This is a genomic window from Streptomyces sp. FXJ1.172 (assembly GCF_001636945.3).
GTDB lineage: Bacteria > Actinomycetota > Actinomycetes > Streptomycetales > Streptomycetaceae > Streptomyces.
Map to the genome: position 1 here is coordinate 991951 of NZ_CP119133.2, position 20832 is coordinate 1012782.

A 20832-nucleotide genomic window follows, 5' to 3' on the forward strand; every position below is an offset into this window, starting at 1 on the left:
GACGTAGCCGAGGGATCCGGAATCGGTGTTCGCCACGGTTCGGCGGTAGGAAGATGAACACCGGCGAACACAGCACCACCCCGGGGGACGAGTACGTGCACGACGACGAGCGGAGCGAGCGCAACCGGGCACTCGCCACACTGCACAACAGACTGAGCGACGGGCTGGCCCGTGCCCGGCTGGCCAAGACCCAACTGGCCCGCCGGTCGGGCCTCGGGCGGACCACCGTGCAGCAGGCCTTCCGACTCGATGGGCCCGTTCCGTCGGCGGAGACAGTGGTGGCGTTGGCCGGCGTGCTGAAGCTGCCGCAGGAGGAGCTGCTGGAGTTGCGGCGCACCGCAGCGGGCTCGGCCTCCAGGCCGGTTCTGCAGGGTGGGTGGGAGCCAGGTAAGCCGATCGTCGAGTGGGACCCGCACGACCTGGAGGTCCACCCTGCCGGACCCGCACCGGGGCACGGGCCGGGGCCGCTGCGGCACCGGGTGCTGCCGGGCTATGTGCGGCGAGCGCATGACGATGAACTGGCGCAGGCGGTGCGGGACGTCCAAGTGGGCCAGAGCCGGATGGTGGTCCTGGTCGGCACCTCGTCGACGGGAAAGACGCGAGCTTGCTGGGAGGCCGTGCAGCCGCTCGCGGAGCTGGGGTGGCGGCTGTGGCATCCCGTCGACCCGACACGCGCCGACGCCGCTCTGGACGACCTGAAACGTGTCCAGCGGCAGACGGTGGTGTGGCTGAATGAGGCCCAGCACTATCTCGGTGACGTCCAGGCGGGCGAGCGGATCGCCGCCGCGGTGCACGCGCTGCTCACCGATGACGGACGGACACCGGTCCTGGTGCTGGGCACCCTATGGCCCGAGTACCAACGCCAGTACACCGCACTGCTCTCGCCTGGCAAACCGGACCCGCACAGCCGGGTACGCGTGCTCTTGGCCGGACGCACACTCTCCGTGCCGGACAGCTTCGACAAGGCGGCTCTTCGTGTCGCGTCCAGCCTTGCCGAGCGCGGAGACCGGCTGTTGGCCGATGCCCTCACCAGGGCCCACGCCCAAGGGCGGGTGACACAGGACCTGGCTGGTGCTCCCGAACTCCTGCACACCTACGAATACGGCACCCCACCGGCGCGGGCCCTGCTGGAGGCAGCGATGGATGCACGCCGTCTCGGCGTGGGCCTGCACCTGCCGCAGACATTCCTCACCGACGCCGCACCCGACTACCTCAACGACATCGACGGTGACCTCGCCGGAGACTGGGCGGAAGCCGCGTTCGCCGAACTCGCCCGGCCCGTACACGGCCGGCAGGCGTCTCTGCGACGCATGGCCGACCGGCCTGCTCGCCGCCCGCCAGGAGCACCACCCCCCGCAGCGATGCCGGCGGGGCCGGCGTTCCAGCTGGCCGACTACCTCGAACAGCATGGGCGCATCACCCGAAGGCGGTTGTGCCCGCCCGCCTCCTTCTGGCACTCCGCCTACACCCACCTCACCCGCCCGGACGACCTGGCCAACCTCGCCCAAGCAGCCGAGCACCGGCATCGTCTCCAGTGGGCCCACCACCTCCGCCACCGCGCCGCCGGCGCCGGGCACATCGGTGCCGTGATGCTCTTGGCCGCCATGCGAGAGAGGGCGGGAGACTGGGAGGGCGCCGAGGTCCTCTACCAACAGGCCGTCGACGCCGGCAACGCCCGTGCCGTGTGCCGCCTCGTTGAACTGCGGGAGAAGGCGGGGGACACGGAGGGCGCCGAAGTGCTGGCCCGTGCGGCCGCCGACGCGGGCGACGACGGCGCTCTGTTCTGCCTGGCTGAGATGCGGAACGCGGTGGGGAACATTGAGGGCGCCATGGCCCTCTACCAACAGATCATCGACATTTTCTCCCGGCAGACGACGGCCCGGTCGCCTGATGAGCCGGGTGCCGGAAAGGGCACCAATTGCCTGGCCCGTCCGGCTGACGGCGCCGAACACACTGACGCCCCTTTCCGCCCGGCCGAGGTGCAGCAGGAGGCAGAGGACTGGAAGGGTGCCACGGTCCCCCACTCCCGGGCCGACGACGCCGGCGCCCTGTCTCTCCTCGCCGTGCGGCACGAGGAGGCGGGGGACACGGAACGCGCCGAAGCCCTGGCCCGCCAGGCTGCCGACGCCGGCAACTTCATCGCCCTGCTGATCCTGGCCGTGCGGCGGGAGAAGGCGGGGGACGGGGAGAGCGCCGAGGCCCTGGCCTGTCATGGCGCCGACGCCGGCGGCACCAACGCCCTGCTGTTGCTGGCCGAGCTGCGCGAGAAGGCGGGGGACGGGGAGAGCGCCGAGGCCCTGGCCCGCCAAGCCGCCGACGCCGGGCATGCCGACGGTCGGCTTCGGTACCCGGCGGTGATCTGGGGAGCGTTGCACCGCGCCGACACGCGCTGGCCTTATGGACTGGACCCCGATGGCACCCCGGCATCACCCTGGCAATAGCCCCCACCACCTGTCGGCCTTCGCGGGCTGCCCCAGCCGACGGCCCGTGCCAGCCCCGACCCGCCGAAAGGAACTCGGAGTCCGACCGCCGGCCCCAGCGCCCCGGCCATCCCGTCCTCTTGTGTGACGTTGCCGCTTCGACGGCACCAAGGTCGTACAAGAATGCCGCCAAATGGCGCCCGAATCAGGGATATGGAGTTGTCGGCGTACGCATGAACGTGTTCCCGGGCCGTCAGCTTGGGGCGTCGTAGGCCGGGTTGCCGACGTCCTCCCGCTCGAGCGTGCGGCCGAGGCGCACGATCGGCTCGCGACGGGTGGGAAACGTGGGCGACTCGTGCTGGTTCCGCGGCCGCCTCAGCTCGTGGCCTCGGGGCCGGTGAGGACGTCGTTCATGCGCTCGTCGTACCCGGTGGCGGGGTTGACGACGCGGCCGGCGGCCCACCAGTTCTCCCTGGCTGTTTCGTTGATCGTCATCAGGATGTCCTCTTGGGGGACGTCGGCGAAAAGCCGGAGGTTGTCGACGATCGACTGGAACAGCTCGGCCTTCTGCTCGGCGGTGCGGTGGTTGAAGGACAGCTGGATGAACATGGCACGCTCGCTTCGCCGCAGGCCGAACACGACTGGCTGCATCTGGAAGTTGTCGGGCGTGACCTCGTGGAAGACATGGAACTGGTCGTCCTGGGGGACCTTCAGCACGTCGACCATGGCCTTGTGGATACCGAGGGACACATTCCGGCGGTACTCGGGCGTGGTCCCCTGGCGCAGGTAGACGTTGATCAGAGGCATGATCTCTTGCCCTTCTTTTCGCGCGCAGTGCGCGCTGTGCTTCATCGAGAGCGTCGGGAGGAAGGAGGGGCACCAGCCGCCCAGTCCGGAGGTTCCGCTGGTGGGGTGCTCGTTCATGCCCTCCACGCTAGGAACGCGAGGGGCATTCCGCCAGCGAATGTTCGGCATAATGGATATGCCGATTACTCATGGAGACCTCATGGAGATGACGCTGGTCGGGCTGCGGGTGCTGCGTGAGGTGGCGCAGCGGGGCACCTTCACGGCCGCAGCAGACGCGCTCGGGTACACGCAGTCGGCCGTCTCCCGGCAGATGGCCGCGCTGGAACAGGCGACCGGCGCCCGGCTCTTCGACCGCTACCCCGGCGGTGTCCGGCTGACCGGCTCAGGCCGTGCCCTGCTGCGGCACGCCGTGGTCGCCCTGGACGCCCTGGAGGCTGCCGACCGGGAGTTGCACGGAGCGCAGGAGGTCGAGAGGGGCCGCGTCCGGCTCGGCTTCTTCCCCACCGCCGGAGCGGTGATCGTGCCCCGTGCCCTGGCGTTCCTGCGCCAGGAGCACCCGCACATCCAGGTGACGACGCGTGAGGGAACCACTCCCTCGCTGGTGCGCGCGCTGCGCGCCGGCACCCTGGATCTCGCCCTCCTCTCCTCCCGGCCACCGCACCGCTCGCCCGACACGGACGATCCGCCCCTGAGTGTCGAGTCGCTGCTGGAAACCCACCTGGCCGTGGCGGTGCCGGCAGGCGGCCCGTTCGCCGAACGGGGCAGCGTCGGCGTCGAGGAGATCGCGCGAGAGCCGTGGATCGCCAGTCCCGGCACCGCGGACGAGCCACTGCTCGGCGTCTGGCCAGGTCTGCCCGGGCGGCCCACGGTCCGCCACACTGCCCGGGACTGGCTGACCAAGCTCCACCTGGTCGCGGCCGGCGCCGGCATCACCACGGCCACGCCGACGCTGCTGCCCGTCGTCCCGCCCGGCGTACGCCTCGTGCCCGTCGAAGGCGTCGCGGAGGAGATACGACGCATCAGCCTGGTGCGCATGCCGGGTCCCCTCAGCGCACCCGCGCAGGCGCTGGCACGCGCCCTACGCCGACAAGCCGCCGACCTCGCCGACTGACCGTCCGCGTCCCCGTCCCCGTCCCGCAGCATCTCTGCCCATACAGCCTCGCCCAGCCCGTGAGTCTGGTAGGGAGCGACAGGACAGACGCCTGGCGCAAGCGGCCGACCCGGACCTCTGAGGTCAGAGCGTGGCCTTGACCAGCCGCTTCATGCCGGGCTGGTCGGTCACGCAGCCCACCAGGCCGAGTGTCCGGGCCAGCGCCAGGTCGCGCTCGTCGTTGACGGTCCAGGCCATCACGTCGATGCCGGCGGCGGCGCACTTCTCCACGATGGCCCGGTTCAGCTGGCGCAACTCCACGCTGACCAGGGTCGAACCGACCTTCTGGGCGCGGCCGACGAAGGTGTCGCGGTGCGCGCTGGGGCCTGCCACGAGCACGGTGCGGGCCTGCGGCAGCAGATTGTGGATCTCGATGAGCGCCACGTCGTGGAACGACAGCACCGAGACCCGGTCCAGCAGGCCGCGGTCGGTGAGCACCCTGGCCAGCGAACGGGCGGCGGCCACGTCCTTGATCTCCGCCTGGATCGGCAGCGTCGGCCCGACAGCGTCGAGTACCTCCCCGAACGTGGGGATGCGCTCGCCGAGGCCGGCGTCGAGCTTCTTGAGCTGCCGCAACTTCTGGTCGGCGATCGGACCGGAGCCGTTCGTCGTGCGGTCCAGGGTCTCGTCGTGCATGACGACCAGCTGGCCGTCCTTGCTCAGGTGCAGGTCCAGTTCGATGCCGTCCAGCCCCTCGCGTTCGGCCCGCAGGAAGGAACGCAGGGTGTTCTCCGGCTCGGCGGCCATGACACCGCGGTGGCCGATGGTGAAGAAAGACACTCGGTTGCTCTCCTCGGGTGTGATGGTGCGGGGCAGCCGCATGAGTGCCGTACCCCCACCGGGCGGCTGGCGACCGCCCGTCGGCGCGCCCAAGCCTAATGGGCCCGTCCGGCCGGGCGCTCAGCCGGCCCCAGCCCCTGTCACGGGCCTGGAAGACCACCCGCGAGGACCCTGTTCAGCACACCGCCGTCACGGGATACCTTCCGGGCCCTTCTGATTGTCACCAGGCCGAGTCAGTGATCTGGGCCGCCCCACCCCTGCTGGGCGCGATCACTGTCACCGACTGTGCGCTTCGGGCGACGGCCAGGGCCGTGGCTATGAGCCGTCCGATCAGCCGGTCGCTGCCGCGCCACTACCCCGCTCTGCGGGACATGACCGAAGGAAGGGCGGTTCGCGGCCCGTCAGTCGATGCAGAACTCATTGCCCTCGATGTCCAACATCGGGATGCACGCATCATTGCCGTCGTACAGCGTTCGCACGTGTACCGCGCCGAGCGGGACCAGCCGTGCGCACTCGGCCTCAAGTGCGGCAAGGCGCTCTTCACCCACGAGTCCGGTGCCGACCCGCACATCAAGATGCACCCGGTTCTTGGCGGCCTTGCCTTCAGGTACGCGCTGGAAGTAAAGCCGCGGGCCCACGCCTGAGGGGTCGATGCAGGCAAACCATGCGTCCTGCTGCTCAGGTGGCTGGACGCGCTTGAAATCGTCCCAAGTGGCAAACCCCTCCGGTGGCGGCGGTACGACGTACCCCAACACCTCGCACCAGAAACGGGCGAGGCGCTCAGGTTCTGCGCAGTCGAAGGTGACTTGGAACTTCTTGATCGGCATCACCGGACCACCGTATGGGCGGGTGCGCTCCAGCGAAACCCCCGAGCTGTCATCGCCACGCAGGTCACTCTGGCCCGGCGGGAGCACGATCGGGCTAGGCTCAGCCACAGTCAGTCTCGGTCTCACCAAGCCGCAGGAGAGGCGTACTTGGGAGAGGGCTCTCAGTGGCGGACGCTTGCCCCACGGGTCACGTTGCCTTCGTGGTTCTTTGTGGCCGAGCGTCAGCAGCCGGTGTAACGTCATGATCAGCAGTCGTGGTTCCGAAGTCCCGTTCGCCCGTGATCGCAATCGCGGGCGTTCATGCTGTTCAACACCGCTCCGGACCAGGGCGATCACCTCCGGGTCCCGCACCGTGCGGGACCTGATACAAATCCCCTCGAAGGAGACAGACACATGGCACGGGGCACTGTGAAGTGGTTCAACTCGGAAAAGGGCTTCGGCTTCATCGAGCAGGATGGCGGCGGCCCGGACGTCTTCGCCCACTACTCGAACATCGCCGCCCAGGGCTTCCGTGAACTCCTGGAGGGCCAGAAGGTCGAGTTCGACATCACGCAGGGTCAGAAGGGCCCGCAGGCAGAGAACATCCGCGCCCTGTAACGCCGAACGCGAAAGAAGCCCACGCGGGATGCACCCACCGGCTGGAGCCTCATCGGGTCCAGCCGTCTCCGCGGGCAGGAGGATCACGGTCCTCCAACAGGGGTGTTTTGAGCGGCCGTCCCCGTCGAGTACGACGGGGACGGCCGCTTTACACGGGCACGCGGTCCGCTTCACCGCAACCGGCGGCCGGCAGATCCGCGCCTGCGCACCGGATCAGTCTTCGGACAACTGCTCGCGCAGCACCGTGCCCAGGGTGATGGGCTCGCGGCCGAGCAGGGTGGCCAGCGTCGGGTCGACGGTGGCGAACTCGCCGGCACGGCTCGCGGCGAAGATGCCGAGCAACTGATCCGCCACCTCTATGGGGACGCCTCCGCCCGCCACCTGCTCCCGGAACTGATCGTCGGGGGTGGTGACCCTCGTGATGGTACGACCCGTGCACTCGGTGGCGATGGCGGCGATGTCGTCGAAGGCGAGTGCCTGTCCCCCCGTGAGCGGCGGCGTGGGGCCGTCGAAGCGGCCTTCGTCGGCCAGGATGGCGGCGGCCGCGTCGGCGAGGTCGGCGTGCGCGGTCCAGGCGACCGGCCCGTCCGCGGGGAGCGCGAGCCGGCCGGACTCCGCCGCGTGGCCGAGGAAGTGCACCGCGCTGGTGGCGTAGAAGCCGTTGCGCAGCGAGGTGAACGGCACGCCACAGGCGCGCAGTACCTGCTCGGTGACGGCATGGTCGCGGCAGGCCTGGAAGTGTGACGTTGCGCTGGCCCCCATCTGACTGGTGTAGAGGATGCGACGGGCGCCCGCCGCGACAGCCGCTTCGATCGCGGTGCGGTGCTGCCTGACGCACTCTTCGCCCATTTTGTCGACGGAGACGATGAGCACCTGCGAGGCACCCTCGAAGGCGTGCGCGAGGCCGGTGGCGTCGGTGAAACTGCCCTGTCGCACCCGCACTCCCTGGTCGGCGAACTTCTGCGCCTTCTGCGGGTCGCGGACGCTGACGCCTACTCGGTCCGGCGGCACGCGCGTGAGCAGCCTCTCGACGATCTGGCGCCCCAGCTGTCCGGTGGCTCCGGTCACGATGATCACTATGCGCTCCAGTGTTACGACGACGTGGTTCCAATGGAAACAGATTCAAGATACCATCGATAATAACGTTGGAACCAATGGTGCAGTATCATTGATTCATGCCATCACATTCACGCGACGGAGACGGCACCACCGCCGTCAAGTCCGACACCGCGTCCCCGGGCCGGGAGCAGACCCGGCAGCGCGTCATCGAGGCCGCCATAGGCCTGCTGACGCGCGGGGGTCGCGACGCGGTCACCACCCGCGCGGTCGCTGATGCGGCGGGCCTGCAGCCGCCGGCCATCTACCGGCTGTTCGGCGACAAGGACGGACTGCTCGACGCGGTGGCCGAGCACGGCTTCGCCGCGTTTCTCGCCACCAAGCACATCGACCCCGACCCTGAGGACCCCATCGAGGACCTGAGAGCCGGCTGGGACGTCGCGATCGAGTTCGGTCTGGCCAATCCCGCGTTGTTCACGCTGATGTACACCGAACCCACCCGGACCACCTCGGCCGCCTTCAAGGCCGGCATGGAGATCCTGATGGGCCGCGTCCGGCGCCTTGCCGCCGGCGGCTGGCTCCGCGTCGACGAGGAACTCGCAGCCCAGATCATCCACGCCACGGCGCGCGGCGCGGTGCTCACCTGGCTGTCCCTGCCCCAGGACGGGCGCAACCCGGCCCTGTTGACCACGCTCCGGGAGTCCATGGTCGCCGCTGTCACCAACCAGCAGCCGGCCGTGAAGGACTCGGGGGCGGCCGGCGCCGCCCGCGCCCTGCGCGCCGCACTGCCCGAGCAGACGAACCTCAGCCGCGCCGAGCAGCTTCTGCTGAGGGAGTGGCTGAACCGTCTTGCCGCCGACGGTTGACAGCCTCCGGTTCGTGCCTTCTCGCCCGGGTGCGGCGGCCGCGGAGATCCTGCGTCAGCCCACACATCCGACATACCACGGCGGGCCCTTCGACGTACTGAGCGCGAGCCGACCGGCGACCACCCTCCTCGGCCACTCTTTGCCTGGCCTGGTGGGCCGCACGCCCAGGTCGCGAAGGGAGTCCGCTCCGACGCGGTCCGGGCCCCGGGTCCGGGGCACGCCCGGTCACCCGATACTGGGGTGAGCGCTCATACGCCTGCCGCGGACTCGGACCGAGGCCTTTCTCACAGGAGGACTGTTTCATGAATGACTGGCCCTTGACGCTCATGGCGGTGCACGCCCACCCCGACGACGAGGCCACCGGAACGGGAGGAGTCCTCGCGCGGTACGCGGCGGAGGGCATCCGCACGGTCCTCGTGACGTGCACCGACGGCAGTTGCGGCGACGGACCGGGGGGCATCAAGCCGGGCGATCCCGGGCACGATCCGGCAGCCGTCGCCTTGATGCGGCGGCAGGAACTTGAGGCAAGCTGCGACATCCTGAAGGTCAGTCACCTGGAGATGCTGGGCTACACCGACTCCGGGATGATGGGCTGGCCGGCCAACGACGCCCCCGGATCCTTCTGGCAGGTACCCGTGGAGGAGGGCGCTGCCCGACTCGCGGAACTCATGCGCCGCTACCAACCCGATGTGGTCGTGACCTACGACGAGAACGGCTTCTACGGCCACCCCGACCACATCCAGGCAAACCGCATCACGATGGCGGCGCTGGCGATGACCGAGCCGACGCCGAAGGTGTACTGGACGACGGCGCCCCGGTCGATGATGCAGCGGTTCGGGGAGGTCATGCGCGAGTTCGGTGCGGACTGGCAGGAGCCGGACCCCGCCGAGGCCGCCGCCATGGCCGAGATCGGACTCCCCGACGAGGAGATCACCACCTGGGTGGACACCACCGCGTTCGGCGGCCAGAAGTTCGACGCGCTGGCCGCGCACGCCAGCCAGGGCGAGAACATCTTCTTCCTCAAGATGGGCCAGAAAAGGTTCACCGAGCTGATGGGCGTCGAGACTTTCGTACGCGTCCAGGACACCACCGGCGCGGCCGTGCCCGAGAACGACCTCTTCGCCGGGCTGCGCTGATCCATCCGCCTTCCCGGGGCGACATCAGGGTGGGCCCTGCTCGGTAGCGTGGCGGTTGCGAGGACGCCAGTCCCCTACCCGGGCAGGGCCATTGAGCAAGAACCCTCCTCAGGCGCATAAACGCGCGCTCCCTCACACGGCCGAGTGCGACCGCGCCCGGCACCTGGGGAGGTCATCGGCCGGCACATCGCGGCCTCGTCACAGGCGCCGGACGGGATGGGCGCGGGACGTACTTCCGGTGAGTCCGGCGAGCAGGGTCGCCGCCTCCATGCGGTAGGTCTCGGCTTTCACGGTCTCGCCCAGTCCCGTATGCAGGTCGGCCAGCGCACCGAGCGTGTACGCCTGCCATTGCAGGTCGCCGAGTTGGCGAAAGGCCGTGAGGCTGACCTCATATTGGGTCACGGCGTCCCGGGTCTGCCCCATCCGCTGGCGGAGGGCACCGATGGCGCCCAGGATGCGGGCAATTCCACGCCTGTCGTCGAAGGCCGACATGATCTCCGCGGCGGCCTCGTATTGCGCGAGTGCCTGGTCGTACCGTTCCTGCTCGCGGTAGGCGTCCCCCATGATGCGCAACGTCCAGCCCAGGCCGCGGCGTTCGCCGATGTCTTCGAAGACCTCCTGCGACTGCCGGAGCAGGGCCAAGGCTGTATCCATTGCGCCGGTGTCGATTTCCAGATCGGCGCGCATCTGGAGGATCCAGCCGCGAGTGCGTCGGATTCGGCAGTCCTCCGCCACGGTCAGTGCCCGCTCCAGGTAGACGCGGGCCTGGTCCTGTTCACCGCGTACCCGGTACAGCCAGCCAAGGTTGGAAAGGCAGTCGGCGGTGGCCGCCCGCTCGCAGAGGCGGTCGAAGATCGCCAGGGCGTCGAGTCCGTGCTGCTCGGCCTCGGACAGCCGGCCCTGGAGCCGCCGTAGCACGGCCAGGTCACGAAGGCAGACGGCCATCCCGAGTTCGTCGCCTTCGGACCGACACGCTTCGAGGACCGGGCCCTGGGTTCGCTCCCAGTCGTTCCACAGCGCGCGGGTGTCCTGGTACGCAACGAGTAGGCTCGCCAGCTCCGATGCCGCTGTGATCAGGCCGGCGTCCAGCGCATCGCGGACCGCGCACATCAGGAACTCGTACTCCGCCACAAGTTGTTGGAGGGCGTCTGGCTCCGCGTCGGCACAGTCGTCGTCGGGCAACGCCGACCAACGAGGGAACCGGGCGGTCAGACGGTGGCTGCCCGGCGTCAGACGCCGCTCGGCGTCCTCCGCCAGGCGCAGGCAGTGCCCGACGACCCGCTCAAGAGCGGCGCGCCGCTCCTCCGCGGCCAATCCGTCGCCGGTGAGCAACTCGACGGCGTAGTCCCGTACGAGGTCGTGGTAGCGGTATACGGACCTACCGGCGCCGTCATGCCCCAACCACTCCAACATCTGCGCCTCGACGAGGTCTTCCATGCTTTGCTCGGCCTGCTCCCGCGTACAGTCCATCGCCGCCTGCAGCGGGAGGACGGAGAACGTCGGCGCGTCGCACAGGGCGAGAAGTACGAACGCCCGCTGGTTGAAGGCGGACTGAGCGTTGTAGCCGACCGTGATGCCGGTGCGCACGTCGAGGCTGCCGACCCGCAATTCCCCGAGCCGGCGGTGCTGGTTGGCCAGTCGGCGGGCGAAGTTCTCCAGGGACCAGCCTGGCCGCCCCGCCAGACGGGCGCCGGCGATCCGTATGGCCAGGGGCAGCAGGCCGCAGGCACGTACAATCTCTGAGGCCGCCTCCGGCTCCGCGGCCACCCTGGTGAATCCCGCGATCTTACCCAACAGCTCTACGGCCCCGTCGGGCTCGAGCGCACCAAGCTCGAAGGACGTGCCGCCCTCCAGCCCGGACAGCCGTGCCCTGCTGGTCACGATGACCAGCGATGTCGACGTCCCGGGGAGCAGAGGCTGCACCTGGGCCTCGTCGCGGGCGTTGTCGAGCACGATCAGCAGCCGAAGGCCTGCTGTGCGCGACCGGAACAGCCGTGCCCGGTCGTCGATTTCCTCCGGGATCGCAGCGGGGTCGACGCCCAGGTCACGCAGGAGCATGGCCAGGACGTCGGCAGGCGCACGTGGACTCGTCCCCGACGCGCCACGCAGGTCCACGTACATCTGCCCGTCGGGAAAGTCACCGGCAAGTTCTTGCCCGAGCCGCACGGCCAGCGCGGTCTTGCCGACACCTCCGCGGCCCCACAGCATCACCAGCCGCAGCCGGCCCGACCGTCCTGGACGGTGTCGCGCGGCACGGCTCCCCCACCGCTGCAGCAGCCCGGGCCCCCGGACCAGCTCTCGAATGTGCTTGATCAGATCGGCTCTTCCGGTGAAGTAGGCCGTCACTGCGGGAAGTTCGCGTATCGCGGTGGGCGCGACGTGGTCAAAGGTCCCTGCGACGGCTCCATCGCCTTTGAGTACAGTGGTCGCCCGCAGGCTGAGCGCGGAGCCCAGGGTGCCCACCGCAGCGCTTACCGCGATCGCCCAGGGCTGCGGCGAGTGCACCTCCTTGAGCACCGCGGCGCAGGAAGCCGCACTCACCCATGCGCCGATGAGCCCGACGGTTCGTGCCCGGCGTGAAGTCCCTCGTGCGGTCATCGCTTCCCCCTACGAGCCGGGCGGCGGCCATCATCTGCGTACGGGCACGCTTCCGGCAGGTCCCAGCGAGCGGTGCCCGGTAAGTCGGCGTCGCCCCTGCAGAGCGGGCCCCCGGTCTCGACGCCCTGTCCCGTCATGGGCTGTCCCCCGATCACCGTGCCACGAACACGGTCCATCCCTTCGCGTCCCGCCACGGGCCCCGGCCGCCGGCGAAGGCCCGCGACGCTTCCTCTTCCAGCGCCGCAACCATCCGGGCGTGCCGGGCTGTACCGCGTTCCACACCGTAGAACACGAGTAGCGAGGCGGCGAGTGCGGCGAGCGGCTCGGGCTCATGGAATACCAACTCCCCGCGGTAGTCGGTCTCCTCGACCTCGGCGAAGGCATGTTTCAGCAGCGGGCGCAGGTTCTCGGAGTCGACGCGTGGTGAACGCGGTACGGACGTGCCGTCGCTGCCGACGCAGCGGTGCATCAGTCCGGCCAGCCGGGGCGTTGTGTTCATCATGTTGACCACGGCGACATAGGCTCCGCCCGGGCGCAGCACCCGCCGTGCCTCGGCCAGCGCCAGCCCGAGGTCGGCCACGTGGTAGAGCATGTGCCGCTCCAGCAGGCAGTCCGCCGAGTTGTCGCTGAACGGCAGCGCGCACGCGTCCCCGCGCACCACCCCAACGCCTGCCTCGCGCGTCCCATCCACTGCCGCCGCAGACCGGTCCACCCCTACCAGCTTCCCGGCGTGTCCCTCCATGGCCCACCGTCGCAGCAGGTCGCCGGTGCCGCAGCCGACATCCACCACCGTCGCCCGTGCTCCGGCGCACCGGCGTGCCATCGCCAGCGTCGTCTCCTCGACGTCGTCGGCTGGTTCGCTGTAGCACCGGTGTATGTCGCGCCGGACCCGCAATGGCCCCAGATCCGCGTACTCCTGCTCGACGAGATTCACGGACTCTCCCCAGACGACTCTGACATCCCCGCACCCGACCGCTCGCCGACCCACGACCGCAGGGAATCATGATGCCCATCCAAACGCTCCCGCACGCCCCCATCACTGGATCGGAACGGCACAGGGGAGGCTACGCTGCGGTCCCGTAGAGGAACAGCAGGCCCTGTCACAAAGCGATCGGAGCCTTCACTGTGCGCGGCAGACCAGTGCGATCCGGTGCGACCAGTTTGATGTGGGTGGCCGTCTTGGCCATGGGTGCGGTTGCGGGGTGTGCGTCACCGCGAGTGTGCAACGGGCCCAATGAGCCCGCTCCGGACGTGCTGCTGGATGTCGCGCCGTGGGCGGCATCGCATCAACAAGCCACCGTGCGGGCCTGCGTCAACGGCCGGTGCCAGACGATATCGGGCACGTCTTCCTCCGCGCACTCCCTGTTCCTGCCGACACCGGCAGGGCCGGATGCCGGACGTATCGTCACGGTGACCGTCACGGCGGACGAGGGCGGCAGGCAGGTTCTCCGGGTCAGCAGAAGGGTCCGGCCGGTGCATCAGACCGAGGATGGGCCGTGCGGCAGGGTCGGGTGGTGGCAGACCCCGATGACACTGACGGCTGCCGGAGAGCTTCAGGTGCGCTCATCGCCGACAGCCACTGACCTGCAGAGCCGGGACACCGAGGCACGGTAGCTGTCACCGGACCGGCGCCACGAGAACGAGCACGTCCTGGGCGCCCTGCTCATCATGGGAACGGGCAACGAGTTCGAACCGAGCCCGGCACGGTCGACCGGCTGCCCCGATGACTGACGGCGCGGGTCAGTACTGCCGCAGTGACGGCCAGAGCACGGACCAGCGCTGGTGCGCGCCTTGGCACAGCACGACAGCTGCGTACTGCTCCTGGTTGCTGATGCCGTGGCCGTTGTCGATCCGGCCTACGGTGCGGCAGTTGGTGAAGGGCCGTTCCAGTCGGTGCTGACCGTCGGCCTGTTCGACCAGCAGGACGGGGCCGTCGTAGCTGTCCGGGGGCGGGCCCCAGTCGTACAGGCTCATGTGACCGGAGTAGGCGGTGGGGAGCCCGTAGGAGGGCCCGTAGCGGGCGAGGGCGCCCGCCTCGCCGTAGTTCGAGGTGAGCAGGACGGCGTGGGTGCGCTGTGCTGCGGGGATCGCGGACCAGGCGGCCGCGGTGGCACGCGTGAACTGGGGCCAGCCGACCTGCTCGCCCTGGTCGACGTCGAGGGCGTTGGTCACGGCGACCGCCGAGACCGGCAGCACCGGCAGGGCGGCCAGGGCGCTGGTGACCCCCGCCAGGAGAAGGAGGCATGTGAGGGTCCGCCAGGACCGGCGGGCACGGCGGACGACGGGTTCGCAGCCGGCCGCCGTCACGGTGAGCAGCAGCGGGAGCGGGTAGTACGGCTTTCCTCCGCCGAGGAGCACCAGGGTGCAGAGTACGGGGTATGCGATCGCCAGCGGCCGGGCCCAGCGCAGCTCGTCATCGCGGAGCAACCGGCGCAGGCCCACTATCGCGACGGGCACGAGGACCGGGGAGAACTGGAGCAACTGGAGCGGCAGGAACAGCAGCCGTCCCGACACGCCTTGGACGTGGCTGAGAACCCGGGCCACCTTCAGCTCGGGCCAGCCGTGCGTGGCCTGCCACCAGAGCGTGGGTGCGCAGATGAGGAGCGCGAGGGACAGCGCGAGCAGCGGTCCGAGCAGCAGCCCTGCACTGCCGAGCCGGGGGCGCCGCGCGTACTCCCGCCAGGGGCGGGCCACCAAGAGGCCGAGCGGCAGTGCGAGGAGCAATGCGAGGAGCAGCGACAGGACCAGCTGCTTGTTCAGCAATGTCACCCCGATCGCCGCGCCCAGCGGCGGCCACCAGCGGGGGTCTTGGGTCCGCAGCAGCCGGAGCGTCAGGAGCAGGACGCCCAGCTCGGCGGTCAGGTCGAAGGTGCTGGTGGACAGCAAGTGGCCGATGGCCATGACATACCCGGAGCAGGCACAGCACCCGGCCGCGAAGACCTGTCCGCCACGACCGGCTCCCAGCTCCCGGGCCAGCAGGGCGGTGAGTGTCACGGAGCATGCCGAGAGCAGTGCGGGCATGACCCGCAGGCCTGTCGGGCTCGCACCGAATACGGCGGCGCCGGCCCGGGCGAGCATGGGGGTCAGCGGCGGCTCGTCGACGTAGCCCCAGGCCGGATGCCGGCCGGCGAGCAGGAAGTAGAGTTCGTCGCGATGAAAGCCGTACCGCCCTGACAGCGTGACCAACGCTGCGGCGAGAACGGCCGCCACCAACGCGACCGGCCGTGACGCGAACGGTTGCGGACCGATCGGCCCATCCCCCCGAATGTTCACCGCGGCAGTCTGGCAGCCACGACCGGCGCGGCCAAGGGGCCCTGGCGGCGACTTCGCACCCGCGGCGTGTTGGCCATGGCAAGACGCCGAGAAGATCGTTTACTCGAGGCATGAACCACACACGTACCGCCGCCGGCGTCCTGACCGGGGTGCTCGCCGCCATCGCCTTCCTGCCCCTCGCCGGAGCCGCCCACGCGGCCGAGGCCCCCAAGCCCAATCCAGCCCACCACACAGACACGCAGGCCATGCCGAGAGACGGCAGGAACGCCGCGGCCGGAAGGTCACGGCACTTGGACGAGGGCACTTCAGAGGACACTTCAGACGGGGAGGGAGCCCTCGAGTCACTGCTCGGCAAACTGACCGGTGACGAGGAGTAGACCTCCCGCACGCCTCACGGCCCCGGAAAGCTCGGGCGGCGGAGTCGACGTGGCGACCACCATCCTGGTCGCCACCGCCGACAGCCCCTGCCTGCGGCGGGCACGGACCTGAGCGTGGAGGGGGCTCGCGGTCGCGGCGGTCAAATGCCGTCGCGACCGCGAGCTGCCGAGCGCCCCGGGGCGCCAATTCCCTGTCAGTAGGGTCCGTTGACGTTGTCGATGGATCCGTAGCGGTGGTAGGCGTAGTTGCAGGCGGCGGTGATATTGGCAACGGGGTCGTAGATGCTCGACGAGGTGCCCGGCACGTGATACGCGGCGAAGGTGGACTGGATCACCTGGAGCAGGCCGATGGAGGGATGGCCGGCGGCGGCGTTGGAGTCCCAGAGATTGATGGCGTTGGGGTTGCCGGAGGATTCCCGCATCACGTTGCGGTAGATCCCGTTGTAGCTGCCGGGGATGCCGTTCTGGGCCATGATCGCCAGGGAGTGCTTGATCCAGCCGTCCAGGTTGTTGGTGTAGCCCTGGCTGCCGGCGGTGGTCGTGGTGGACGTGGACGCGGCCTTCGTGGCGGTTGCCGGCTTCGTGGCGGGGGTCGATCCGGCGGGCAGGGTCAGGACCTGTCCCGGCTGGAGGGCGTAGGGGCTGGCGATGTGGTTGGCAGTCGCGATGGCCGACCAGCCGCCGGGCACGTGCTGGGCGCGGGCTATGGAGGCCAGGTGGTCACCAGGCTGAACGGTGTAGGTGGTCGTCGCGGCGGAGGCGGCGGGGGCGGCCTGGGCCGTACCCAGTGCGGCGGTGGAGACCAGGGCGAAGGTGCCGACGGTGACGGCGCCACCGGCGATGAGTCGGCGCGCCCGGGAGGGGCGCTTGCGGGCGTGAAGGGGCATGGAGCGGTCCTCTTCCAGAATTTGCATGACCCGCAGTTGCCGGTTCCCTCGGCAAGCTGCACCACATTTCATTGAGCGGTGCGCTGCGGCGGGCCACATTCTTAGGCCGCCGGGAATGAATCGACAATTCCCATATTTACTAACCAGCTTCGTTGCCCGGTCTGCTTCGGGCGCCACGAGGCCCTGGGCATTAAGGGAGGTAAGATGGATTTAAAGCACTAAGATGCGTCGTAAGTGAATTGAGTCACCCATCCCGAACGGGACACCCCAATGGTTTGAACAGTGACACATCGACCTTTTATTATTTATCGGACCAAATAGGACATTCCCGCGCGAATCTCAGTCCGCAGGTGGGCGCAGACCCGTGTCAGCCCGTCGTCCAGGGGCGGAGCTTTTCGGGGTTGAGTACGGCCCAGATGCGGGTGATCCGATCGCCCGCGATGCCGAACGCGTACACCGCCACGGTTCGGCCGTCTTGCTGAGCGACCAGGCCGGGCCGGCCGTTGACCGTGCGCTCCACGACGGTCAGGGTGCCGGGTGCCCTGGCGAAGAGGTCGGTCAGGTAGTGCGCGATCCGCTCGCTGCCGTCGATGGGGTGGAGTGAGGCTCTGGTCAGGCCGCCGCCGTCGGCGATCACCGTGGCGTCGGGGTCGAGGAGGCCGATGAGGGCGCTGATGTCCTTGGCCTGCCATGCCTGTCTGAAATCCCGGACGATGCCGGCCTGGTGGGCCGCCGGGGTCGCAGGCGTCTGGGAGGCGCGGATGCGGCGGCGGGCGGAGGAGGCCAGCTGACGGCAGGCCGCGGGTGTGCGGCCGACGATCTCGGCGACTTCGGCGAAGGAGTAGCGGAAGACGTCGTGCAGGATGAACGCGACGCGTTCGGCCGGGGTCATCGATTCCAGCACGACGAGAAAGGCCATGTTGACCGACTCGTCGAGGGTCACCCGGTCGGCCGGGTCGGCCGTGGCGCCGCCTGCCGGCCCGGTGGTCCACTGGCTGGGTTCGGGCAGCGGCTCGGGGATCCATTCACCTACGTAGCGCTCGCGCCGGGCCCGTGCCGAGCCGAGCAGGTCCAGGCAGATGCGGCCCGCCACCTTCGTCAGCCAGGCGCCGGGAGACTCGATGGCGTCCTGCTGCCGGCGGGACATGGCGTACCAGCGGGCGTACGTCTCCTGGACTGCGTCCTCGGCTTCGGCCAGGGAGCCCAGCAGCCGGTAGGCGAGATTGATCAGCTGACGCCGCTCGCTCATGATCGCGCTCAGGCTCTGATCGTCTCCGGTGGTCACGGTTCTCCCCTTGCCCTGTGTCGGCCCGATCTGCACTCACCGGTTCGACGAGACAGCGCAGCGGAATGTGAGGTCGGCGTCTCGCCTGACATTTCGGGGAGCCGCGCCGTCGTACTGCTGGCACCGGCACAACATCCCCCGCGGATGTGACAGGGAGGCAACGATGAGCGACTTGCAGGCGATCGCGGACCGGGTCGAGATCGAGGCGCTGCGAGGTGAGTTCACCGACGCGGTGATGATGCGCGACTACGACCGGGTCGCATCGCTGTTCACACGGGACGGCGTGTGGCGGATGCCCGACATCCCCGCCGAGATGTCCGGACAGGAGCAGATCCGCGCCTGGGGCCGACGGGTACCGGATTTCCTGGACTTCCTGGTGCAGAACACCCATCCGGGAGTGATCCGGCTCGCCGGCGACACCGCGTCCGGCCGCGCGTACATGTCCGAGGTCGGGCGCGGTCTCGACGGCCGCTCCGCGGTGAACTACGCCATCTACCACGACCGCTACCAGCGCACCCCGGACGGCTGGAAGTTCACCGAACGCGTCTACGAGATCCGCTACCTCGATGAAAGTCCCCTGACGGGCTCCGTGCCCCCGCGCGGCGCGGACGCCCGCTGACAGATTCGTCGCACCACAAACAGGACAGGAGAATCGGACATGATCAGGGTCGGCATCATCCTCGGCAGCACTCGCCCTGACCGCAACGGCGAACAGGTCGCCACGTGGGTCCATGACACCGCATCGCGCCGCACCGACGCCGAGTTCGAGCTGATCGACCTGCGTGACCACCCGCTCCCCCACCTGGACGAGCCGCTGGGGGCCATGCACGGCCACTATCAGCACGCGCACACGCGGGCCTGGGCGGCCAAGATCGCTTCGTTCGACGGGTTCGTCATGGTCACTCCCGAGTACAACCACTCCACCTCCGGGGTGCTCAAGAACGCCCTCGACTACCTCTATGCGGAATGGAACAACAAGGCGGCCGGGTTCGTGTCCTACGGAGTCGTCGGCGGCGCCCGGGCGGCCGAACAGCTACGGCTGATCTGTGGCGCGCTGCAGATGGCCGACGTGAGCCAGCAGGTCACGCTGTCACTGATGGCCGAGTTCGAGAACTACACCACCCTCAAGCCGTCCGACCACAGCGCCGCCGCGCTGGACACACTGCTGGGCCAGGTCGTCTCCTGGAGCACCGCGCTCGCGCCGCTGCGCGCCGCTTCCCGGGCCGCCGCCTGAACAACGCTCAGGAGACCCGCAGTACGACCCATGTCCACTCGGGGCAGGTCGGCACCTGCACGTCGAGGCTGGGCGCGGAGGAAGCGGCGGCCCGGAACGCGACCGACCGTTCGTCGGTCAGCCGCAACAGGACGGGGAACTCAAGTACCTTTGCCACGCTGGTTGTTTGCCATCATGCCCGGCCAACCGCCGTCCATTTCGACGGCGGGCACGGCAGGCACGGCGGGCGTGCGACACGGGCCGCGTGACCTCGGACGGCGCGGCGCCCTGCCGTGGCGTTCAGTCATGCCTTCGGCTCTGCGGAGGCCCTTCGCCACCGGAGATCCGTTGATCATCCTTCCCACCACGGCTCCATGCCCGCCTCCATGACGAACTCGTGGAAGTCCATGTTGGCGATCTCCAGGTTGCACGCCATCGATCCGACCATGCGGCAGGGCAGTACGGCGGGCTGCCCCGGGGTGTCATACAGGTCGACGGCGGTCAGCGGCCGGTCGGGCTCGGCAAAGGTCCGGGCGTCGGCGAGCGCGACCAGCGTGGTGTGTTCCCCCGGCGGGACCAACGCCGGGACCTGGCCCGGCAGGAGGCCCTCGAAGGTCCGGTCGTCGATGACCAGCGCCGTCAACGGATAGTGCTCCACGTCGACCTCATCCGGGTCCAGATCCGCACCGACCCAGCCGTCCTCGTCGGTCCCGCCCAGTTCGTCGAGCAGGGCGCGCCAGCCGTCCTCGTCGTCGAAGCACGTGCGGACCAGCACGGCCGCGGAGATGGAGGGCAGTGCCGGAAAGGACCGGCGCGGCAGCATCGTCGGGGCTGGGAAGGCCGGCCGGCCACCGTCCCCCTGGTACATGCCGTACTTGTCCATGTCGCGGACCAGGTCGTCGAACGCGAGCGCGCCGCCCAGCAGCGCAGACAGAACCTCACCGAGCCGGGCCGACGGGACCCGCACGCCGCGTCCGGGTATCGCCGCCAGGTCCACCAGCAACGGCCCAGCCCCGCCGTACACCACAGAGGTGTCCGCCAAGACGACGACCGGCGGCACGACGCCGCCGCCCGGGACAAGCGCCGGCACGTTACCGCCGAGCAGGTGGTCCCATCCGCGGTCTTCGACCAGGTCAAGCCGCACCCCACTGCCCCCGAGGACGAACACGTCGCCTTCTCGGCGGCCCCCGAGTTCGTTGAGCAGTCCACCCCACAGAGCCTTGCCGTCTTCGTAGCACGTGCAGACCAACAGCGCTTCACCAGAGGCCGGCTGGGGAAGCTGGGGCAAGGCCATGACTCTCCTTCGAAGAACTGCCGCGGGTATCAGGACTCTAGCCCACCACTCCGTTGGCTGGTTGAAGATCGATTCGAGTGCGCATGTTCAAGGACCTCGGCGAATCCATGAGCGCCGACCCGGCATTTACCACTGTCCACGACGGTCAACTCCTGTGGGACGACACGCGGGACATCAGAGCATTAAGTGCGGTATTTACGCATAGCATTGTGTGAACGATTGGTTGCCGTCTTCAAGTTGTAGAAGTCGAGAGAAATGATCGGACG

19 protein-coding genes are annotated in these 20832 nt (G+C 69.3%); 8 read left to right on the forward strand and 11 right to left on the reverse strand.

The features are described from left to right. Positions 1 to 53: 53 nt before the first annotated feature. Positions 54 to 2441 (forward strand): hypothetical protein, encoded by a 2388-nt coding sequence (locus A6P39_RS04840; RefSeq protein ID WP_234378947.1) that lies wholly within the window; start codon positions 54 to 56, stop codon positions 2439 to 2441. 354 nt (positions 2442 to 2795) lie between these two features. On the opposite strand, the gene A6P39_RS04845 is transcribed toward A6P39_RS04840, so the two are convergent. Next, positions 2796 to 3344, reverse strand: coding sequence for a tautomerase family protein (locus A6P39_RS04845; protein ID WP_234378946.1), 549 nt, complete (start codon positions 3342 to 3344; stop codon positions 2796 to 2798). Between the two features lie 82 nt (positions 3345 to 3426). Here A6P39_RS04845 and A6P39_RS04850 point away from each other — a divergent pair, with 82 nt between their 5' ends. Continuing rightward, complete coding sequence (locus tag A6P39_RS04850) at positions 3427 to 4338, forward strand: LysR family transcriptional regulator (RefSeq protein ID WP_067047163.1); 912 nt, start codon at positions 3427 to 3429, stop codon at positions 4336 to 4338. 123 nt (positions 4339 to 4461) lie between these two features. On the opposite strand, the gene A6P39_RS04855 is transcribed toward A6P39_RS04850, so the two are convergent. Both A6P39_RS04855 and A6P39_RS04860 read right to left on the reverse strand, forming a co-directional pair. Beyond that, positions 4462 to 5157 (reverse strand): glycerophosphodiester phosphodiesterase, encoded by a 696-nt coding sequence (locus A6P39_RS04855; protein WP_067047314.1) that lies wholly within the window; start codon positions 5155 to 5157, stop codon positions 4462 to 4464. A gap of 401 nt (positions 5158 to 5558) precedes the next feature. Beyond that, the gene (locus tag A6P39_RS04860) at positions 5559 to 5984 is read right to left on the reverse strand and encodes a VOC family protein (protein WP_067047311.1); all 426 of its coding nucleotides are present in this window, start codon (positions 5982 to 5984) and stop codon (positions 5559 to 5561) included. A 393-nt stretch (positions 5985 to 6377) separates the two neighbouring features. Here A6P39_RS04860 and A6P39_RS04865 point away from each other — a divergent pair, with 393 nt between their 5' ends. Next, positions 6378 to 6581: a cold-shock protein gene (locus tag A6P39_RS04865; protein WP_067047160.1), complete on the forward strand. Its 204-nt coding sequence runs from the start codon at positions 6378 to 6380 to the stop codon at positions 6579 to 6581. A 213-nt stretch (positions 6582 to 6794) separates the two neighbouring features. Here A6P39_RS04865 and A6P39_RS04870 read toward each other — a convergent pair whose 3' ends face one another. After that, the gene (locus tag A6P39_RS04870; protein ID WP_067047157.1) at positions 6795 to 7658 is read right to left on the reverse strand and encodes an NmrA family NAD(P)-binding protein; all 864 of its coding nucleotides are present in this window, start codon (positions 7656 to 7658) and stop codon (positions 6795 to 6797) included. 98 nt (positions 7659 to 7756) lie between these two features. On the opposite strand from A6P39_RS04870, the gene A6P39_RS04875 reads away from it, so the two are divergent. Together A6P39_RS04875 and A6P39_RS04880 are read left to right on the forward strand one after the other, a co-directional pair. Beyond that, positions 7757 to 8503, forward strand: a complete 747-nt coding sequence (locus tag A6P39_RS04875) for a TetR/AcrR family transcriptional regulator (RefSeq protein WP_079133452.1) — start codon at positions 7757 to 7759, stop codon at positions 8501 to 8503. Positions 8504 to 8805: 302 nt separating this feature from the next. Further along, complete coding sequence (locus tag A6P39_RS04880; protein WP_067047154.1) at positions 8806 to 9639, forward strand: PIG-L family deacetylase; 834 nt, start codon at positions 8806 to 8808, stop codon at positions 9637 to 9639. Between the two features lie 198 nt (positions 9640 to 9837). On the opposite strand, the gene A6P39_RS04885 is transcribed toward A6P39_RS04880, so the two are convergent. The 3 genes from A6P39_RS04885 to A6P39_RS04895 all read right to left on the reverse strand — a co-directional run bounded on the left by A6P39_RS04885 (position 9838) and on the right by A6P39_RS04895 (position 15447). After that, on the reverse strand, positions 9838 to 12180 hold the full coding sequence (locus A6P39_RS04885; RefSeq protein WP_275883807.1) for an ATP-binding protein: 2343 nt from the start codon (positions 12178 to 12180) through the stop codon (positions 9838 to 9840). Positions 12181 to 12388: 208 nt separating this feature from the next. After that, complete coding sequence (locus A6P39_RS04890) at positions 12389 to 13171, reverse strand: class I SAM-dependent methyltransferase (RefSeq protein ID WP_067047147.1); 783 nt, start codon at positions 13169 to 13171, stop codon at positions 12389 to 12391. Between the two features lie 806 nt (positions 13172 to 13977). Continuing rightward, the gene (locus tag A6P39_RS04895) at positions 13978 to 15447 is read right to left on the reverse strand and encodes an ArnT family glycosyltransferase (RefSeq protein WP_234378945.1); all 1470 of its coding nucleotides are present in this window, start codon (positions 15445 to 15447) and stop codon (positions 13978 to 13980) included. A 173-nt stretch (positions 15448 to 15620) separates the two neighbouring features. On the opposite strand from A6P39_RS04895, the gene A6P39_RS04900 reads away from it, so the two are divergent. Beyond that, a complete protein-coding gene (locus tag A6P39_RS04900) occupies positions 15621 to 15887 on the forward strand; it encodes a hypothetical protein (protein WP_067047142.1) in 267 nt (88 codons plus the stop codon). A 194-nt stretch (positions 15888 to 16081) separates the two neighbouring features. On the opposite strand, the gene A6P39_RS04905 is transcribed toward A6P39_RS04900, so the two are convergent. Both A6P39_RS04905 and sigJ read right to left on the reverse strand, forming a co-directional pair. Continuing rightward, positions 16082 to 16774: a LysM peptidoglycan-binding domain-containing protein gene (locus A6P39_RS04905; protein ID WP_067047139.1), complete on the reverse strand. Its 693-nt coding sequence runs from the start codon at positions 16772 to 16774 to the stop codon at positions 16082 to 16084. Between the two features lie 367 nt (positions 16775 to 17141). Further along, positions 17142 to 18023: an RNA polymerase sigma factor SigJ gene (gene sigJ, locus A6P39_RS04910; protein ID WP_067047303.1), complete on the reverse strand. Its 882-nt coding sequence runs from the start codon at positions 18021 to 18023 to the stop codon at positions 17142 to 17144. 199 nt (positions 18024 to 18222) lie between these two features. Here sigJ and A6P39_RS04915 point away from each other — a divergent pair, with 199 nt between their 5' ends. Both A6P39_RS04915 and A6P39_RS04920 read left to right on the forward strand, forming a co-directional pair. Continuing rightward, positions 18223 to 18678, forward strand: a complete 456-nt coding sequence (locus A6P39_RS04915) for a nuclear transport factor 2 family protein (RefSeq protein WP_067047136.1) — start codon at positions 18223 to 18225, stop codon at positions 18676 to 18678. Positions 18679 to 18717: 39 nt separating this feature from the next. Further along, the gene (locus A6P39_RS04920) at positions 18718 to 19293 is read left to right on the forward strand and encodes an NADPH-dependent FMN reductase (protein WP_067047133.1); all 576 of its coding nucleotides are present in this window, start codon (positions 18718 to 18720) and stop codon (positions 19291 to 19293) included. Between the two features lie 7 nt (positions 19294 to 19300). Here the strand turns inward: A6P39_RS04920 and A6P39_RS04925 are convergent, their stop codons facing one another. Both A6P39_RS04925 and A6P39_RS04930 read right to left on the reverse strand, forming a co-directional pair. Further along, on the reverse strand, positions 19301 to 19450 hold the full coding sequence (locus tag A6P39_RS04925; RefSeq protein WP_159396087.1) for a hypothetical protein: 150 nt from the start codon (positions 19448 to 19450) through the stop codon (positions 19301 to 19303). Positions 19451 to 19624: 174 nt separating this feature from the next. Further along, on the reverse strand, positions 19625 to 20566 hold the full coding sequence (locus A6P39_RS04930) for a DUF6924 domain-containing protein (protein WP_067047130.1): 942 nt from the start codon (positions 20564 to 20566) through the stop codon (positions 19625 to 19627). Positions 20567 to 20832 lie beyond the last annotated feature (266 nt).